Here is a 17,252-nt window from a genome sequence, read left to right on the forward strand (position 1 = left end):
CCCGCACGACGACGGACGAAAAGAGGCATCGGCATGAAGGGCATCATTCTCGCAGGCGGCAGCGGCACGCGTCTCCACCCGATGACGCTGACTGCGTCCAAGCAGCTGCTGCCGGTTTACGACAAGCCGATGATCTACTATCCGCTGTCGACCCTGCTTCTGTCCGGCATCCGAGAGATCCTGATCATCTCGACGCCGCACGACCTGCCGCGCTTTCGCGCGCTTCTCGGCACCGGTGAGCGTTGGGGCGTGTCCTTCACCTATGCCGAGCAGCCGAGCCCGGACGGTCTGGCGCAGGCCTACCTGATCGGCGAGGAGTTCGTGGCGGGCGAGCCTTCGGCGCTGGTTCTGGGCGACAACCTCTTCTACGGCCACGGCCTGCCGGAGCTTCTCCAGGGCGCCGCCGCCAAGCCGACCGGGGCGAGCGTCTTCGCCTATCACGTCAACGATCCCGAGCGGTACGGCGTCGTGTCCTTCGACAAGGCGGGCAAGGCGACGACGATCGAGGAAAAGCCTGCCAACCCCGCTTCGAACTGGGCGGTGACGGGGTTGTATTTCTACGACGGGCGCGCTTCGTCGCTGGCGCGCCAGCTGAAACCCTCGCCGCGCGGCGAGCTGGAGATCACGGATCTCAACCGCCTCTATCTCGAGGAAGGCTCGCTCAGCGTCCAGTGCATGGGACGGGGCTTCGCCTGGCTCGACACGGGGACCCCCGATTCGCTTCTGGAAGCGTCGGAATTCGTGCGCACGCTGGAGCACCGGCAGGGGTTCAAGATTTCCTGCCCCGAGGAAATCGCCTTCAACCTCGGCTTCATCGACGCCGACCAGCTCGAGCGCCTCGGCCGCGAGCTCGGCAAGAGCACCTACGGCATCTACCTGCAGAAGATCGCGGCGCAGTCGCGCGGCTGAACGGGCCGCGCTTGTAACGCCGGGCGACATCGGAGTATCAGGTGCCGCTCCGGCGGCAAGACGGGCGGGCCGGAACGGTTCGCTGTCTGGGTGCTGACCGGAGACGACTTGAAGGACATGGAACGCGTGACAGCAGGCACCACCGCCGCCCGTACGTGGGTCGCCGACGGCCGTCGGGATCGCCCGGCCATGATGCGCGAAACGCGCGAGGACTTCTCCGAAGCCATCAAGCTGCACGAGCTCTGGCTGTTTCTGGGCTGGCGCGACGTCAAGAAGCACTACAGCCGCTCGGTGCTAGGGCCCTTCTGGCTGACGCTGTCGATGGGCGTGATGGTGGCGGGCCTCGGCGTCCTCTACTCGCAGATCTTCAAGCAGGACGTGGCGACCTACCTGCCGTTCCTGGCAATCGGCTTCATCATGTGGGGCTTGATTGCTGGGCTCATCAACGGCGCCTGCGAGATCTATTCCTCGGCGGCCGCTTCCGTGCGGCAGATCCGAATGCCGCTCAGCGTCTACATCCTGCAGTTCGTGTGGCGGCAGCTCCTGACCTTCGGGCACAATTTCGTCATCTACATCCTCGTCGCCATCATCTTCGACATCTGGCCGGGCGTGACGGGTCTTCTGTTCTTTCCGGCGCTGGCGATCCTGCTTCTGAACGGCGTCTTCGCCGCGATGATCCTCGGGCCCCTCTGCGCGCGCTTTCGCGACATTCCGCTGATCGTCAGCAGCGTCGTTCAGGTCGTCTTCTTCATGACGCCGATCCTTTGGAACGCCACCATGCTGCCCGACCGCGCCGTGTTCCTGACGCTCAATCCGTTCTACCACCTCATCGAGATCCTGCGCGATCCGCTCCTCGGCAGCCCTGCCCTCCTACAGAACTGGCTCGCCTGCATCGGCATGACGATCGTCATGGGCCTCGTCGCCTTCACCTTCTTCTCGCGCTATCGCACGCGCATCGCATATTGGGCCTGACCCCAAATGGCCTCCGTCACCTTCGAAAACGTCTCGGTCGACATTCCGGTCTTCAACGCCAGCAACCGCTCGCTGAAGAACAACATCATCTCCGCGGCGACCGGCGGGCAGATCAGCCCGCGCGACACCAAACGCCTCAGCGTGCGCGCGATCGACGGCCTGTCCTTGAACCTCGAACACGGCACGCGCCTCGGCCTCGTCGGGCACAACGGCGCCGGCAAATCCACGATCCTGCGCGTCATGGCGGGCATCTATGCCCCGACGGGAGGCCACGTCCGCGTCGAAGGCGAGACCGCGCCGATGTTCGATCTTGCCTTCGGGATGGATCCGGACGCCACGGGCTGGGACAACATCGTCCTGCGCGGACGGCTCCTCGGCTATTCGAAGTCCGAGATCCGTCGCCGGATGGACGAGATCGGCGCCGTCAGCGATCTCGGGGCCTTCCTCGACATGCCGCTGCGCACCTATTCCACCGGCATGGCGACGCGCCTCGCCTTTGCCGTCTCGACCTCCATCCGCCCCGATATCCTTCTGATCGACGAAGGCATCGGCGCCGGCGACGCCGCCTTCATCCAGCAAGCGAAGGAGCGCATGCGCGCCTTCATCGGCGAAGCAGGGCTTCTGGTGATCGCCTCGCATTCCGACGAGTTGCTGCGCCAATGGTGCACCACCGCGATCTGGATGGAGCACGGGCGCAAGCGCATGGAAGGCGGGATCGACGAGGTGCTGGAGGCCTATCAGGCCTCTCTCAAGAGCTGATTCCGCTCAGCCTCTGCGTAGCATCAGGTTGCGACCGGTCCGCATGAGCTTGAAAGCCCCGACCCGGCGCAGGAAGCGCGCGCGCGGGTAGGACCGCATGACAGCCATACGAAGTTTGGCCTTGCGCTTGCTGTGGGCGGGAAGGAAGGGAATGATGCGTTCGATGTCGCGAACGGAGTTCTCGTAGAGCGCCTCGTCGCCGAGCAGCGAGGCGCGATGCATCTCGCTGAGCACGATCATATAGAAGCGGTGGACGATGACATCCTTCCACTGCGTCTGCGCCGGCATGTCGGAATTGTCGAAATCCTCGTAGAGCTTTTCGAAATAGATCATGCGCGAGCGCGCCATGCGCGGCGAGTAGGAGGTCGATCCGGTATAGATGCACCAGTAGGACAGCGCCTTGTCGATGAAGACGTTGTTCCAGGCGGCGCGGAACAGCCGGACGAACAGATCGTCGTCCTCGTAGCCGCTGAGGCGCTCGTCGAAGCCCCCGACCGATTCGAACGCTTCACGCAGGATCAGCGAAGCCGAGGGGAGGATGAACATGTCGTCGGCTAGGCACTTCTCGAGCCGCGTCTTGGGATGCTCCTGGCGCATTAGGCTCAGCATCCGTCGGTTGCGCATTCGCCCGAACCGGTCGCACTCGTCGAGATTGCTGTAGACCCAGCCGAGCTTGAAGTGATCTTCCTCCTCGAAGGGCTTGGCCAATTCCTCCAAGTGGTCGGGATACCAGCCGTCGTCCTGATCCAGAAGCGCGATCAGACTGCTCGTCGAATTGGCGATCGCATGGTTGCGAGCCGACGACTGGCCGCCGTTTTCCTTGTGCAGAAGGCGAATGGAGGGAAACTCTACCGCCAGCCGCTCTACGATGGCGGGGCCGTCGTCGGTGGAGCCGTCATCGACGACGATGAACTCGTCGGGCTGACGCGTCTGCGCCAGAACGGTTCGGATCGATCGTTCGATGAACTCCGCTCCGTTGTAGAGCGCGATGATGGCGACGACCGTATGGGGACGCGCGCCCTGCTGCTTCATCAGTTCCAAGCGATCGATCTTTCGGTATCCAGTTTCGGAGCGCATGCCATTGTCACGTTTCCACGCAAAATGGAAACGTTCCGAACAACGCCGGCTGTCGCCGCATGCCGGCGCATGCAGCGGTTCCGAAGCGATGGAAACGGCAAGACAACGGCGGAATGATGGGGATCGCCTCCTCGACCCACGAGGATGCCCCCATCACGGGGATCAGCGGATGGCCAATCCCTTCTCGTCGAAGCGGTGGATACGATCGGCTTCCGGCGTCAGCCACACCGTGTCGCCGTGAGCGACACGGAAGTCGCCGGGCGAGCGCGCGGTGACAGGCTCGCCGTTGTCGAGCGTGATGTGGACGAAGGTGTCGGAGCCGAGATGCTCCGACACACCCGCCGTCCCGCGCAGCACGCCCTCGCTCTTGGAGATCGCCAGATGCTCGGGACGGATGCCGACGGTCGCCGCCTGGAAACCCGACGCGTAGGGGCCGGCGATAAAGTTCATCTTCGGCGAGCCGATGAAGCCGGCGACGAAGAGGTTGGCGGGCCGGGTGTAGAGTTCGAGCGGCGAGCCGAACTGCTCGACACGGCCACGGTTCAGAACCACGATCTTGTCGGCCATGGTCATGGCTTCCACCTGATCGTGGGTGACGTAAATCATGGTCGTTTTCAGCTGCTGATGCAGTTCGGACAGCTCGAGGCGCATGTTGACGCGCAAGGCTGCGTCGAGGTTCGACAAGGGCTCGTCGAACAGGAAGCCCTGCGGTTCGCGCACGATGGCGCGACCGATGGCGACGCGCTGGCGCTGGCCGCCGGACAATTCGCGCGGGCGGCGGTGGAGATAGTCGGTGAGGTTCAACGTCGCCGCTGCGCCCTTCACCTTGGCGTCGATCGCCGCCTTGTCCATGCCGGCCATCTTCAGCGGGAAGCCGATATTGGCCGCCACCGTCATGTGCGGATAGAGCGCGTAGGACTGGAACACCATGGCGAGCCCACGCTTGGCGGGCGCCGCGTGGGTAACGTCCGTTCCGTCGATCCGGATCTGGCCGCCGCTGACGTCCTCCAGTCCCGCGATCAGGCGAAGAAGCGTGGACTTGCCGCAGCCGGACGGACCGACGAAGACCACGAACTCCCCGTCCCCGATCTCCAGATCGATGCCGGGAATGATCTCCGCGTCGCCGAAGCGCTTCTGGACGTTCTGCAGCGTGATGGAACTCATGGCTCGGACCTCAGGCGAATGGGCTTCATTTCACGGCGCCGAACGTCAGGCCGCGGACGAGCTGCTTCTGGGAGAACCAGCCGATGATCAGGATGGGTGCGATGGCGAGCGTCGAGGCCGCCGAAAGCTTGGCGTAGAAATTGCCCTGGGGGCTGGAGAACGACGCGATGAATGCGGTCAGCGGCGCCGCGTTCGTGGTGGTCAGAAGCAGCGTCCAGAACGCCTCGTTCCAGGCGAGGATGACGTTGAGAAGGATCGTCGAGGCGATGCCCGGCAGCGCCATCGGAGCCAGCACGCGGAACAGTTCCTGGCGCAGGTTCGCCCCGTCCATGCGCGCCGCTTCCAGAATCTCGCCAGGGATTTCCTTGAAGTAGGTGTAGAGCATCCACACCACGATCGGCAGGTTGATCAGGAACAGGATGACGATCAACCCGATGCGGCTGTCGAGAAGGCCGAAATTGCGGAACAGGATGGTGACCGGCACCAGCGCACCGACCGCCGGCATCATCTTCGTCGACAGCATCCACAGAAGTACGCCGCGCGTCTTGGGCGTCGGCGAGAAGGCCATCGCCCAGGCGGCGGGAATGGCGAAAACGAGGCCGAGCAGCGTCGATCCGAGCGACAGGTAGATCGAGTTCAGAAGGAACGAGAAGTAGTTCCTCTGCTCCTGGATGGCGGCGTAATTCTCCGTCGTCCAGTTGAAGAAGACGAACTTCGGCGGGATCGAGATCGCGTCGAGCTCGGACTTGAACGAGGTCAGGACCGTCCAGAGGATGGGGAAGAAGATCAAGAGACCGACCGCCCAAGCGAGGACGGTCATCACGATCTTACGCTGGGTGGAAACGCGGCGCGCCACGGATCAGGCCTCCAGGTTCTTGCCGACGAGGCGCACGAGGAAGATCGAGACGATGTTGGCGAGCACCACCGCGACGATGCCGCCGGCCGACGCCGTTCCGACGTCGCCTTCCAGCGAGATGATCGAGGCGATCAGGAACGGCAGGTTGGACGAGGACACGCCGCCGCCCGTCGTCACGAAAATCTCGGCGTAGATCGACAGGAGGAAGATCGTCTGGATCAGGATCACCACCGTGATCGCGCGCTTCATGTGCGGCAGGGTGATGTAGAAGAAGATCGACAACGGCTTGGCGCCGTCCATCTCGGCCGCCTCCTTCTGGTCCTCCGAGAGGGACTGGAGCGAGGTCAGGAAGATCAGGGTGGCGAAGGGCAACCACTGCCAGGCGACGATGATGATGATCGAAAGAAGCGGATAGTTCGTCAGCCAGTCCACCGACGGCAGGCCAATCGCGTTCAGCGCCTGCCCGATCACGCCATAGACCGGGTTCATCATCATGTTCTTCCAGACCAGCGCGGCGACCGTCGGCATGACGAAGAATGGCGCCAGCACGAGAAGGCGCACCGGCGACTGGCCGAAGAACTGCTGGTCGAGGAGAAGCGCGATCAGCGTGCCGCCGATCACGGTGATGGCGAGAACGCCGGCAACGAGGATCAGCGTGTTCTGGAACGCGCTGATGAAGCGCGGGTCTGTCAGAAAGTAGGTGTAGTTCTCGATCCCGATGAACGGCGTCAGCGGATCGTAGAACGTGTAGCGCAGCGTCGAGAACCACAGCGTCAGCGCCAGTGGCACGAGCATCCAGATGAAGAGCGCGATCACCGAAGGCGCCATCATCGCCCGCGCCGCGGACCTCGTATGCGTTGTCGCCATGGGGATCGGTCCAGATCGTTCGTCCAACGGAACCTATGGCCCGCTCGCGCGAGGCCAAGACCGTATCGGAGTGGTGCTCGGGGGAAACGATTGCGGGCGGGCCGCCGGAGGGCCCGCCACGTCGATTTCGACCGCGGCCCCCGGCGCATCGCCTGGGGCCGCGCTTCGAGATGCTACTTGATGTAGCCGGCGCGCGTCATCTCGCGCGTCGCCTGGGCCTGCGCCGCGGCCAGCGCCTGATCCACGGTCTGCTGGCCCGACAGAGCGGCTGCCATCACCTGACCGACCGCCGTACCAAGGCCCTGGAACTCGGGGATCGCGGCGAACTGGAGGCCGACATAGGGCTTGTCCGGTCCCGAACTCGGATCGGCGCGGTTGATCGCGGCAAGCGTCTGCTCGGCGAAGGGCGCAGCCTTCTTGTACTCGTCGTTGGCGTAGAGCGAGGTGCGCGTACCCGGAGGCACGTTGGCCCAGCCTTCCTTGGAAGCCACGAGGTCGGCATAGGCCTTGGACGTCGCCCAGGAGATGAAGGTCTCGGCGGCTTCCTTCTTCTGCGAGGAAGCCGGAATGGCGAGCGACCACGCCCAGAGCCAGTTGGCACCTTCGTTCGGGCAGCTGTCCGTGCCGCAAGGCGCCGGCGCGAAGCCGACCTGGTCGGCCACCTGGCTTTGCTTCGGATCGGTCACGAAGGACGCGGCCACGGTCGCATCCATCCACATGCCGCACTTGCCCTGGCCGAACAAGGACAGGTTCTCGTTGAATCCGTTGGAGGCCGCGCCCGGAGGACCGTACTTGGTCATCAGGTCGACGTAGAGCGACACGGCCTTTTTCCAGCCTTCGCTTTCGAACTGCGGCTTCCAGTCGGCGTCGAAGTAGTTCGCGCCGAACTCGCGGGCCATGTTGCCGAGAAACGCCATGTTCTCGCCCCAGCCCGGCTTGCCGCGCAGGCAGATGCCGTAGACCCCGGCGTTCTTGTCGGTCATCTTCTCGGCCGCTTCCGAGATGAAGTCCCAGGTCGGCTTCTCGGGCATCTTAAGCCCGGCCTTGTCGAGGAGGTCCTTGCGGTAGAGCGTCATCACGCTTTCGGCGTAGAACGGCGCGGCGAAGAGTTTGCCATCCGTCGAAAGCGCGGCGCGGATCGGCGGCAGGAGATCGTCGGCGTCGTATTCGGTGCCGAGGTTCTCGAGCGGCGACAGCCACTGCTGCTTCGACCAGATCGGAACCTCGTAGGTGCCGATCGTCATGATGTCGAACTGGCCGCCCTTGGTCGCGATATCGGTGGTGACGCGCTGGCGAAGGATGTTCTCCTCAAGCGTGACCCAGTTCACCATGATGTCCGGATGGGCCTTGGTGAACTCCGACGTCAGACCCTGCATGCGGATCATGTCGTTGTTGTTGACGGTGCCGATCGTCAACGTCGTCTGCGCCATCGCCGGCATCGCAACCGACGCCGCGAGCGCGATCGCGCAAGCGAACCCAAGCCGTTTCGTCATATGAAGGCCTCCCGAGCCATTCCATGGGCAAATACCCAATCCTCGGGCAAATTCTCATCCAGTTTCGGGCAAGTCAATCGATTCCCGTTTTGCAACGCCGAACGAATTGAATTTATCCCGATCCTCGCGTGGCCGCGAACTTCGATACCGGCTGCGCGCTGGACGTTTCGGACGACAAAAGCGCGATGGCGGTCTGTTCATCGGTGATCAGGCTGTCGACGAGGCCGCCCGACAGGGCCGCCAGAATGCTTTCGCGTTTGGGCTCCCCCATCGCGACGCCGACCACTTCGGCACTCTTTCGCAATGGGAACGGCGCACTGACGACCCGCTTGTTGAAGGCGCAGTCGAGGATATGCCCGTCGCGATCGTAGACCCAGCCGACGATCTCTCCGATCCCCCCTGTGGCCACGAGTTCGTCGCGTTCGCTTTCCGAAATGAAGCGGTCCATCAGGAGCTGCGCCTGCGGCCCGACTTCGCCGATCCCTACGAACGCGATGTCGGCCTGACGCGCCAGCTGCAGCGAGATTTGCACCACCTTCTGCTGATGCAGAAGGCTTCGCTCGCCGGGCGAGGAGGCAACGACGGGCAAGGGCATGGGGTAGTGGGCGGCGTCGATCTTGTCGGCGAGCGAGAAGATGACGTTGTAGACGGCGGCCGAGCCGTCCGGCGCGATGTTACCGGTGAGCGATACGAGGCGGTGCTGCGGGCAGCGGATGCGCGGAAGGTTCTCCACCGCCGCGCGGAGCGTGCGCCCCGTGCCGATGCCGATGACGAGCGGTTCGGCCTGGAGGAGCGTGCGCTCGATTCGGCTGGCGCAGGCTTCCGCGATGCCGAGCGTGGTGGACGGGGAGGTTTCGTCGGACGGCACGACCTCCACCGACGTCAGGGCGAACCTGTCCTGGAGCCGGCGGCCAAGCTCGAGGCAGGCGGCGATTGGGTGATCGATGCGCACCTTCACGAGCCCGGCCGAAACCGAGAGTGAAACGAGTCGCTGCGCGCCCTGTCTCGAAATTCCGAGCTGGGCGGCGATTTCCTCCTGCGTCTTGCCGGCGATGTAGTAGAGCCAGCCCGCTCTGGCGGCGTCGTCCAGGCGGCCTCCGGCATCCTCCGTTGCCCTACTCATGTGGACCGTCTCCCTGATCTGCTCATTCATTGGGCATCCGCGCGATGAAGGTCGATGCATCGTCGGCAAGATCTGCCCAATCCGCTTGAGAATATCGCAACCGGTGGGAAAGAGACCTTGGAATCTTGCCGATTTGACGCATTCTGATGTTGCAAGTCAGCGAGGAGCACGGGATTTGACGACATTCGACGAGATGCTGGTCGATACGAACGGTGTTCGAGCCCCCTATCGTCGTTTCCAGTCCTGGTACGAGAACCAGGTGCCGCAGACGCTGGCTGCCAAGGCCAGCGAAGCGGAGAGTTTCTTCCGTCGAACGGGCATCACCTTCAACGTCTACGGCCAGGAGGAGGCCGCCGAACGGCTGATCCCATTCGATCTCGTTCCGCGCATCATCTCGGGGAGGGAATGGAGCGCGCTGGCCGAAGGCATCGAGCAGCGGGTGCGCGGCCTCAACGCTTTCCTCGACGACATCTATCACGATCAGGAGATCGTCAAAGCCGGGATCGTCCCCCGACGGCTGATCGATGGGAACGAGGCGTTCATTCCGCAGATGGTCGGGTTTCGTCCCCCTGGCGGAGTCTACACGCACATCATCGGCGTCGACATCGTTCGCACTGCCGAGAACCAGTTCTACGTCCTGGAGGACAATGCCCGCACACCGTCGGGCGTGTCCTACATGATCGAGAACCGGGAAACGATGATGCAGATGTTTCCCGAACTCTTCGCGCAGAACCGGGTTCGCCCGGTCGAGAACTATCCGCGGCACCTGCGCCGCTCGCTGCAGGCGACCGCGCCGGACGCCACGCGCGGTGTCCCCCGCGTCGCCATCCTGACGCCCGGCATCCACAACTCCGCCTATTACGAACACGCCTTTCTGGCCGACCAGATGGGCGTCGAGCTCGTCGAGGGTTCCGATCTCAAGCTGATCGACGGGCGCATCGCCATGCGCACGACGGAAGGCTACCTGCCGATCGACGTCCTCTACCGCCGGGTGGACGACGCCTATCTCGATCCATTGACGTTCAATCCCGAATCGGTGCTCGGCGTGCCCGGCATCATGGACGTCTACCGGTCGGGCGGCATCACCATCGCCAACGCGCCGGGCACCGGCATCGCCGACGACAAGGCGATTTATTCCTACATGCCGGCGATCGTCGAGTTCTATACCGGGCGCAAGGCGATCCTCGAAAACGTGCCGACATGGCGATGCGCCGAGGCTGACAGCCTTGCCCACGTGCTCGACAACCTGCACGAGCTGGTGGTCAAGGAGGTTCACGGCTCGGGTGGCTACGGCATGCTGGTCGGCCCCGCCGCGTCCAAGGCCGAGCGCGAAACCTTCGCGGCCAAGCTGCGAGAGCGGCCAGGCAACTACATCGCGCAGCCGACGCTCGCCCTTTCCACCGTCCCGATCCTCACGGAAAAGGGCCTGGCGCCCCGCCACGTCGATCTCCGGCCCTTCGTTCTCGTGTCCGACACGGTGAAGATCATCCCCGGCGGCCTGACGCGCGTCGCGCTCACCGAGGGCTCGCTCGTGGTCAATTCCAGCCAGGGCGGCGGGACCAAGGATACCTGGGTGCTGGAGGACTAGCGCTTCCGCCCGCTCCCGCCCATCGCGTCGACGCCATAGGACACCACCACACCCCATGCCTCTTCTCGGACGCACCGCCAACGGCCTGTTCTGGATGCAACGCTACATCGAGCGCGCGGAAAACATGGCACGCCTGCTCGATGCCGGGCTCCGCCTATCCCTGACGAACCTGTCGTCGGAGCCCGACGAGTGGCAGTCGGTGTTGGTTTCGGCGGGTGTCGAGACCGGATACCTCACGAAATACGCCGAGTTCGACCCCACTCATATCGTCGATTACATGCTTCGCGACCTCGACAATCCGTCGAGCGTTCTGTCCTCGATCGGTGTCGCGCGCACCAACGGGCGCATGGTGCGCACGGCCCTGACGCGCGAAACCTGGGAGGCGATCAACGAAAGTTGGATCGTGCTCAAGCGCCAGCTGTCGCGCCCCGTGGACGATCTCCCGGCCGTGCTGGCCATGGTCAAGGCGCAGACGGCGCTGATCCGCGGCTCGTTCTACGGAACGATGCTTCGCAACTCGATCTTCGACTTCTGCAATCTCGGCACCTTCGTCGAGCGCGCCGACAACACGGCCCGCATCCTCGACGTGAAATACTGGGTGCTTCTGCCCGAGCATTCCTCCGTCGGCTCCTCGCTCGACAACTACCAATGGGGCTCGATCCTGCGTTCGGTGTCGGCGCTGCGCTCCTATGCCTGGGAATACGATGCGGACTTCCGGGCGGTCGACATCGTCGACTTCTTGCTCTTGAACCGTCGCATGCCGCGATCGCTCGCCTATTCCTATCGCTGCATCAACGACAGTCTGGAATTTCTCTCCCGCGCCTACGGCGCGGAGCACGAGGCCCACGAAACGGCGCGCTCCATCGCGGCCCGTCTGGAGGCGGGCACGGTGAAGGACATCATCGACAACGGGCTGCATGAATTCCTGGAGGAAATCATCGTCGCCAACAACCGCTTGTCGAACGAGATCGCCCGCGCCTACAGCTTCTACTCCTGACCCGACAGCGCGTTCTGTGCGGCGGGAATGCCGCAGTCGGGACGAAGTTCGCTTCGCCCCCTTGTCGCATGGGCTATCGGTAGGAATACCGCTACCTCCGGCTGCCAAGCTTTGGCGCTGGGATGGCGATCGAGCGACGGGGAGCGGAAGGCAATGACCTACTGCGTCGGACTTCTTCTGGAACGCGGAATGGTGTTCATGTCGGACACCCGGACGAACGCGGGCATCGACAACATTTCCGTCGTCACCAAGCTTCGCACCTGGGAAGTGCCGGGCGAACGATTCCTCTGCCTTCTGAGCGCGGGCAATCTCGCGACGACGCAGTCCACGATCTCCCTTCTGGAGGAGCGCTGCCGGCTCCCCTCGCATCGCAAGTCGTCGCTTCTGGCGCAGCCGTCGATGTTCCAAACGGCCAAGCTCGTCGGCGAAACGCTGAAGGAGGTCATCTCCTACACGACCGAAGGCGGCCAGGAAGCCTCGAGCCGCTTCATGGGCAGCTTCATTCTGGGCGGCCAGATCGCCGGCAGCCGCCCTCGCCTCTTCATGATCTACCCCGAAGGCAACTTCATCGAGGCGGGTCCCGACAACCCGTTTTTCCAGATCGGCGAGCACAAGTACGGTCGCCCGATCCTGGTGCGGACCTACGAGCCGAACATGCCGCTCGAAGAGGCGGTGAAGCTGCTTCTCGTGTCCTTCGATTCGACCATCAAGTCGAACCTCTCGGTCGGCCTGCCGATCGACGTGCAGGGCTACGAGACGGACAGTCTCGCAGCGGGCTTTCGCCAGCGCTTCGATCACCGCGATCCCTATTACCGCGCGATCTCGGACAGCTGGTCGGACGCTCTCAAGTCGGCCTTCGAAAGCTTGCCCTCGTTCGAGCCGAAGGCGCCGTCGGCTTGAAACCGGCCGGCGTCAGCGGCTGAGCTTCTTCGCCGCGAGATCATTGAGATGCGCCTGCCAGAGCGCATCCTTTTCGGCGCCCAGCCGGAACAGGTAGCTCCAGGTATAAAGCCCCGAATCGTGGCCGTCGTCGAAGACGATGCGCACGGCATAGTGACCGATCGGTCGGATATCGCTGATGGCGACGTCGCGCTTGCCGGCGACCGTCACCTTCTGGTCGGGCGAATGCCCCTGGACCTCGGCCGAAGGCGAGATGACGCGCAGGAACTCGGCGGTCAGTTCCGAGGCCTCCCCGCCGGGATATCGCAGCGTCAAACGGCGACGATCCTTGGAAACGACGAGTTCGTCGGGCGTCGGGGATTGCGTTCGGCTCATGTCGTGGCTCACCAGTCTTCCCGGCTCAACGGGTTGATTTCATGACCCAACCTTTCCACATTCGCAAGCATCCCAGCCACGAAAGGGCGGTATCCGCCTCGCGCATGCTCGACATTCCCGCCAACGTCCAGACATCACTTCCTGCCCGTTCGGGGCTGACCGATCCGTTCGGACGACGGGTGACGTATCTCCGCGTTTCGGTCACCGACCGATGCGACTTTCGCTGCGTCTACTGCATGGCCGAGGACATGCAGTTTCTTCCCAAGCGCGATCTTCTCACGCTGGAGGAACTCGATCGCCTGTCGAGCGCCTTCGTCGAGCGTGGGGTGCGTCGGCTGCGGCTGACAGGCGGAGAGCCTCTTGTGCGCCGCAACCTGATGCAGCTCGTGCGCCGCTTGTCGCGCCACCTCGAAAGCGGGGCGCTTCAGGAACTGACGCTCACCACCAACGGCTCCCAACTCGCCCAGCATGCCGCCGAACTCGCCGATTGCGGCGTGCGCCGGATCAACGTCTCGCTCGACACGATGAACCCCGAACGCTTCCGCCAGATCACGCGACGAGACCAGTTCGCGCGCGTGATGGACGGCATCCGCGCGGCGCAGGCGTCCGGCATCCGCATCAAGCTGAACGCCGTCGCCTTGAAAGGCGTCAACGAGTTCGAGCTTTCGGAAATGACCCGCTGGGCGCACGGCGAGAACATGGACCTGACGCTGATCGAGACCATGCCGCTCGGCGAGATCGACGAGGACCGGACCGATCGCTACCTGCCGCTCAGCACCGTCCGCCATCGATTGGCGCAGGAGTTCACGCTGACCGACCTGCCCGAGCGCACCGGCGGTCCGGCGCGCTACGTACAGGTCGAGGAAACGGGCGGCAAGCTCGGCTTCATCACGCCGATGACGCACAACTTCTGCGAAGGATGCAACCGGGTCCGCCTGACCTGTACCGGCACGCTCTACATGTGCCTCGGCCAGGAGGACGCGGCCGATCTGCGTTCCGTGATGCGCGGCTCGGAAAGCGACGAAACGCTGCACCGGGCGATCGACGAGGCGATCTCGCGCAAGCCGAAGGGACACGACTTCGTCATCGATCGCACGACGAAGCGTCCGGCCGTGTCGCGTCACATGAGCGTGACCGGAGGATAGGATCGCCCGGTCGATGGCGCGGAACGCTTTGTCCCAACCCGCATTGTACGGGCAGTTCGATGGTAGAAGCGTAAGGGAGCGCGTCATGACGTCCAATTGGAAAACCGCGGTGGTGCTGGGTGCCTCGCTTCTGACTTTCGCCGGCTGCACCACGACGGAGCGCACCGTGGGTGGTGCGGCCATCGGCGGCGTCGGCGGAGCCGTGGTCGGCAATGCTGTAGGCGGCTCGAGCGGCGCGGTGATCGGCGGCCTCGCCGGCGGCACGGCGGGCGCCGTGATCGGCAACCAGTCCGGGCGCAATCGCGGCTACTACTGATCCGCATCGCACACCGACTTTCATGGCGCCCCGGAGTTAGGCTTCGGGGCGTTTTCGCGTGTTAGTCTCGCTGTCCTCCCGTGCAAGACTGAGATGAAAAGTCATCCCCGAAGGGATCGCCACCACTGGAGGTTTCGGCTACGGGGCTGACAGCCGAAACCACAGTGCCGCCATCGTGCCGTTTCCCCCCCGACGCATCGCCTCCCTCAGCGGAAACGTCCAAGCCAGCATCTTCATGTGCCTGTCGATGGCGGCGTTCGCCTGCAACGACATGCTGACGAAACTGGCGTCGCAGGCGATCGAGCCGATGCAGATCATGGCGCTTCGCGGCGTCATGGCCTCGGTGTTGCTGATCGCGATCGCGAAGTGGCGCCGCGTACCCCTGTCGCTCGGCATCCTTCGCGAGCGCACCGTCTTCCTTCGCGCGCTGGCCGACATCTGTACGACGGTGTGCTACATCTCCGCACTCCGCCATCTTCCGCTTGCCAATGCATCCGCGATCTTCCAGGCGCTGCCGTTCGCGATCACGATCGGCGCCGTGCTGTTTCTCCGCGAGGTCGTGGGATGGAGACGATGGGTCGCGATCGGCGCGGGCTTCGTCGGCGTGCTCGTGATCCTCAATCCGGGCGCGGACGGGTTCGGCGCGCCGGCCCTTTGGGTGTTGGCCTCGGTGGTCTTCGCGGCGGCGCGCGACGTGATCACCCGGCAGATGCCCACGTCGATCTCTTCGCTGGAGATCGCCAGCATCACGTGCTTCGCCGTCATGCTGACCGGCTTCGCCTTTCTTCCGGTGGTGGGATGGCGCCCAATGACGGGCGCCTTGTGGCTGACCCTTGCCTGCGCCGCCGTCTTCATCTCGCTCGGCTATGCGCTGATCGTTTCGGCGGTCCGGATTGGCGACATGAGCTTCGTCGCGCCCTTTCGATATACGATCCTGATCTTTTCGATGATCCTCGGGTTCCTAATGTTTGCCGAACGTCCGACGGGCAACGAACTGATGGGCTCGCTGATCGTCGTCGGCAGCGGCCTCTACACGATCCATCGGGAACGACGCGTCGCTCGCGCCGCGCGCCGGGCTGCCCTCCTGGGGGCGGGAGAGTGAGAACCTACGGCCTCGTCCTGGCCGGCGGCCGTTCCTCACGAATGGGTTTGGGCATCCCCAAACCGCTCCTGGCGGTCGGCGGCATCGCTATGCTGGATCGCGCCATGGCTTGCCTCCGGCCGAATGTCGACGCGCTGTTGATCTCGGCGAACGAGCCCGCGCTCTTCGCGCGCCCAGAGGCTACGGTTCTGCCCGATCCCGAAACGGGATATCTCGGCCCCATCGGTGGCCTGAAGGCTGCCGCCGCGTTTTGCCGGGCGCTTTCGGACGAGCCGTTCCGGCTGGTGACGGTGCCGGGCGATACGCCGTTTCTTCCGATCGACCTCGTCCCCCGGCTCGTTTCGGAGGCTGACTTGGACGAGGTGCAGGTCGCGGCCTTAAGCGGCCGGCTCCAGCCGACCTGTGCCGCATGGCCCCGCGACGCTCTTTTGAGCATTCTCGACGTCGAACTGGGTGCCGCACGGTCCCCGCCGCTGCGCTCGATGATCGAGATTCGGCCCCACAGGGTCGTAGCGTTTCCGCATCAGGCGAGCGCACCCTATGGTGACCCGTTCTTCAACGTGAACACGCCGGAAGATCTGAAATTGGCCCGAGAACGGTCGGTTTCAGGGGATGGCGACGACATCCGAGCACGGAGCGACTTGCCAAACACGCGGAAGGCGCCATGATCGCCTTCATTCGGAGCATGCGCATGCCCTGCGCATTTTCAAAGCAGCCATCAACAGGACCCGCGATCCCATGAAACTTGTGCAAAGCGTCACCGCCGCCCTTCTTGCGACGCTCGCCGTCCTGCCGGCTGCGGCTCAGCAGTCCGATGCCGACAAGACGTGGACCGAAGTGCGCATCGGCACCGAGGGCGCCTACGCTCCGTTCAACTACACGGACGCGTCCGGCAAGCTCCTGGGCTTCGACATCGACATCGCCAACGCGCTCTGCGACCAGATGAAAGTCAAATGCACGTTCGTCACGTCGGATTGGGACGGGATCATCCCGGCACTCCAGAACGACCGTTTCGACGCCATCATCGCTTCGATGTCGATCACGCCCGAGCGGTCCGAGCAGGTGCTGTTCACCAACAAGTACTACAACTCTCCGGGCGCGGTCGCCGTACCCAAGGACTCGACGATCGCCGATACGAGCGCCGCGTCCCTGGCGGGGAAGGCCGTCGGAGCCCAGGGCTCGACGACCCATGCCCAGGCGGTGCAGACCTTCTTCCCGGAGGCGGACGTCCGCATCTACCCGACGGCCGAAGAGTACAAGCTCGATATCGAGAACGGTCGCCTGGATGCGGTGAGCGACGACGTGGTGGTGCTGACGGAGTGGCTGGAAAGCCCGGCCGGGGCCTGCTGCAAGCTTCTGGGCACCCTGCCTGTGGACGAAAAGATCTACGGTCCGGGCGCAGGCATCGCCCTGCGCAAGGGCAACGACAAGCTCAAGGCGATGTTCGACGAGGCCATCGTCGCGATTCGCGCCAATGGCGTCTACAAGAGCGTCAACGACAAGTACTTCAAGTTTGACGTCTACGGCGAGTGAGCCGGCATCTCGAACCGTAAACATAACGGGGAGCCGGAGCGCGACGAGCGCTCCGGCTCCCCGTTCGTCATGACCA

18 protein-coding genes are annotated in these 17,252 nt (G+C 64.0%); 11 read left to right on the top strand and 7 right to left on the bottom strand.

What is annotated here, in order from left to right; genetic code table 11:
• Positions 1–33 precede the first annotated feature (33 nt).
• The 3 genes from rfbA to H7A85_RS05315 all read left to right on the top strand — a co-directional run bounded on the left by rfbA (position 34) and on the right by H7A85_RS05315 (position 2,640).
• On the top strand, positions 34–909 hold the full coding sequence (gene rfbA, locus H7A85_RS05305; protein ID WP_182084837.1) for a glucose-1-phosphate thymidylyltransferase RfbA: 876 nt from the start codon (positions 34–36) through the stop codon (positions 907–909).
• A 126-nt stretch (positions 910–1,035) separates the two neighbouring features.
• Positions 1,036–1,881 carry an ABC transporter permease gene (locus H7A85_RS05310; RefSeq protein WP_244630963.1) on the top strand — a complete coding sequence of 282 codons (846 nt, stop codon included), beginning with the start codon at positions 1,036–1,038 and terminating at the stop codon, positions 1,879–1,881.
• A gap of 6 nt (positions 1,882–1,887) precedes the next feature.
• Entirely contained in the window at positions 1,888–2,640 is a 753-nt protein-coding gene (locus H7A85_RS05315; RefSeq protein ID WP_182084839.1) for an ABC transporter ATP-binding protein, read from the top strand.
• A gap of 6 nt (positions 2,641–2,646) precedes the next feature.
• Here H7A85_RS05315 and H7A85_RS05320 read toward each other — a convergent pair whose 3' ends face one another.
• The 6 genes from H7A85_RS05320 to H7A85_RS05345 all read right to left on the bottom strand — a co-directional run bounded on the left by H7A85_RS05320 (position 2,647) and on the right by H7A85_RS05345 (position 9,220).
• Positions 2,647–3,672: a glycosyltransferase gene (locus tag H7A85_RS05320; RefSeq protein WP_244631001.1), complete on the bottom strand. Its 1,026-nt coding sequence runs from the start codon at positions 3,670–3,672 to the stop codon at positions 2,647–2,649.
• A gap of 207 nt (positions 3,673–3,879) precedes the next feature.
• A complete protein-coding gene (locus H7A85_RS05325) occupies positions 3,880–4,881 on the bottom strand; it encodes an ABC transporter ATP-binding protein (RefSeq protein WP_182084841.1) in 1,002 nt (333 codons plus the stop codon).
• 25 nt (positions 4,882–4,906) lie between these two features.
• Positions 4,907–5,737 carry a carbohydrate ABC transporter permease gene (locus H7A85_RS05330; protein WP_182084842.1) on the bottom strand — a complete coding sequence of 277 codons (831 nt, stop codon included), beginning with the start codon at positions 5,735–5,737 and terminating at the stop codon, positions 4,907–4,909.
• A 3-nt stretch (positions 5,738–5,740) separates the two neighbouring features.
• A complete protein-coding gene (locus tag H7A85_RS05335; RefSeq protein ID WP_182084843.1) occupies positions 5,741–6,604 on the bottom strand; it encodes a sugar ABC transporter permease in 864 nt (287 codons plus the stop codon).
• A gap of 173 nt (positions 6,605–6,777) precedes the next feature.
• Positions 6,778–8,097, bottom strand: a complete 1,320-nt coding sequence (locus H7A85_RS05340) for a sugar ABC transporter substrate-binding protein (RefSeq protein WP_182084844.1) — start codon at positions 8,095–8,097, stop codon at positions 6,778–6,780.
• A gap of 112 nt (positions 8,098–8,209) precedes the next feature.
• Entirely contained in the window at positions 8,210–9,220 is a 1,011-nt protein-coding gene (locus H7A85_RS05345) for a sugar-binding transcriptional regulator (protein ID WP_182084845.1), read from the bottom strand.
• Between the two features lie 193 nt (positions 9,221–9,413).
• On the opposite strand from H7A85_RS05345, the gene H7A85_RS05350 reads away from it, so the two are divergent.
• The 3 genes from H7A85_RS05350 (at position 9,414) to H7A85_RS05360 (ending at position 12,705) form a co-directional block, all read left to right on the top strand.
• On the top strand, positions 9,414–10,808 hold the full coding sequence (locus tag H7A85_RS05350; protein WP_210270224.1) for a circularly permuted type 2 ATP-grasp protein: 1,395 nt from the start codon (positions 9,414–9,416) through the stop codon (positions 10,806–10,808).
• A 55-nt stretch (positions 10,809–10,863) separates the two neighbouring features.
• A complete protein-coding gene (locus H7A85_RS05355; protein ID WP_182084847.1) occupies positions 10,864–11,805 on the top strand; it encodes an alpha-E domain-containing protein in 942 nt (313 codons plus the stop codon).
• Between the two features lie 153 nt (positions 11,806–11,958).
• Positions 11,959–12,705: a proteasome-type protease gene (locus H7A85_RS05360; RefSeq protein ID WP_182084848.1), complete on the top strand. Its 747-nt coding sequence runs from the start codon at positions 11,959–11,961 to the stop codon at positions 12,703–12,705.
• Positions 12,706–12,717: 12 nt separating this feature from the next.
• Here H7A85_RS05360 and H7A85_RS05365 read toward each other — a convergent pair whose 3' ends face one another.
• On the bottom strand, positions 12,718–13,080 hold the full coding sequence (locus H7A85_RS05365; protein WP_182084849.1) for a DUF971 domain-containing protein: 363 nt from the start codon (positions 13,078–13,080) through the stop codon (positions 12,718–12,720).
• Positions 13,081–13,184: 104 nt separating this feature from the next.
• Between H7A85_RS05365 and moaA the strand changes: the two genes are divergently transcribed.
• The 5 genes from moaA (at position 13,185) to H7A85_RS05390 (ending at position 17,176) form a co-directional block, all read left to right on the top strand.
• On the top strand, positions 13,185–14,225 hold the full coding sequence (moaA, locus tag H7A85_RS05370; protein ID WP_182085085.1) for a GTP 3',8-cyclase MoaA: 1,041 nt from the start codon (positions 13,185–13,187) through the stop codon (positions 14,223–14,225).
• Positions 14,226–14,310: 85 nt separating this feature from the next.
• The gene (locus H7A85_RS05375; protein ID WP_182084850.1) at positions 14,311–14,541 is read left to right on the top strand and encodes a YMGG-like glycine zipper-containing protein; all 231 of its coding nucleotides are present in this window, start codon (positions 14,311–14,313) and stop codon (positions 14,539–14,541) included.
• A 175-nt stretch (positions 14,542–14,716) separates the two neighbouring features.
• Complete coding sequence (locus H7A85_RS05380; RefSeq protein ID WP_244630966.1) at positions 14,717–15,643, top strand: DMT family transporter; 927 nt, start codon at positions 14,717–14,719, stop codon at positions 15,641–15,643.
• Positions 15,640–16,311 (top strand): NTP transferase domain-containing protein, encoded by a 672-nt coding sequence (locus H7A85_RS05385; RefSeq protein ID WP_182084851.1) that lies wholly within the window; start codon positions 15,640–15,642, stop codon positions 16,309–16,311. Before H7A85_RS05380 ends, H7A85_RS05385 begins: the two co-directional genes overlap by 4 nt.
• 70 nt (positions 16,312–16,381) lie before the next feature.
• A complete protein-coding gene (locus H7A85_RS05390) occupies positions 16,382–17,176 on the top strand; it encodes an ABC transporter substrate-binding protein (protein ID WP_182084852.1) in 795 nt (264 codons plus the stop codon).
• The last annotated feature ends 76 nt before the right edge of the window (positions 17,177–17,252 follow it).

Source organism: Aureimonas sp. ME7 (assembly GCF_903970965.1).
Taxonomy (GTDB): Bacteria; Pseudomonadota; Alphaproteobacteria; order Rhizobiales; family Rhizobiaceae; genus Aureimonas.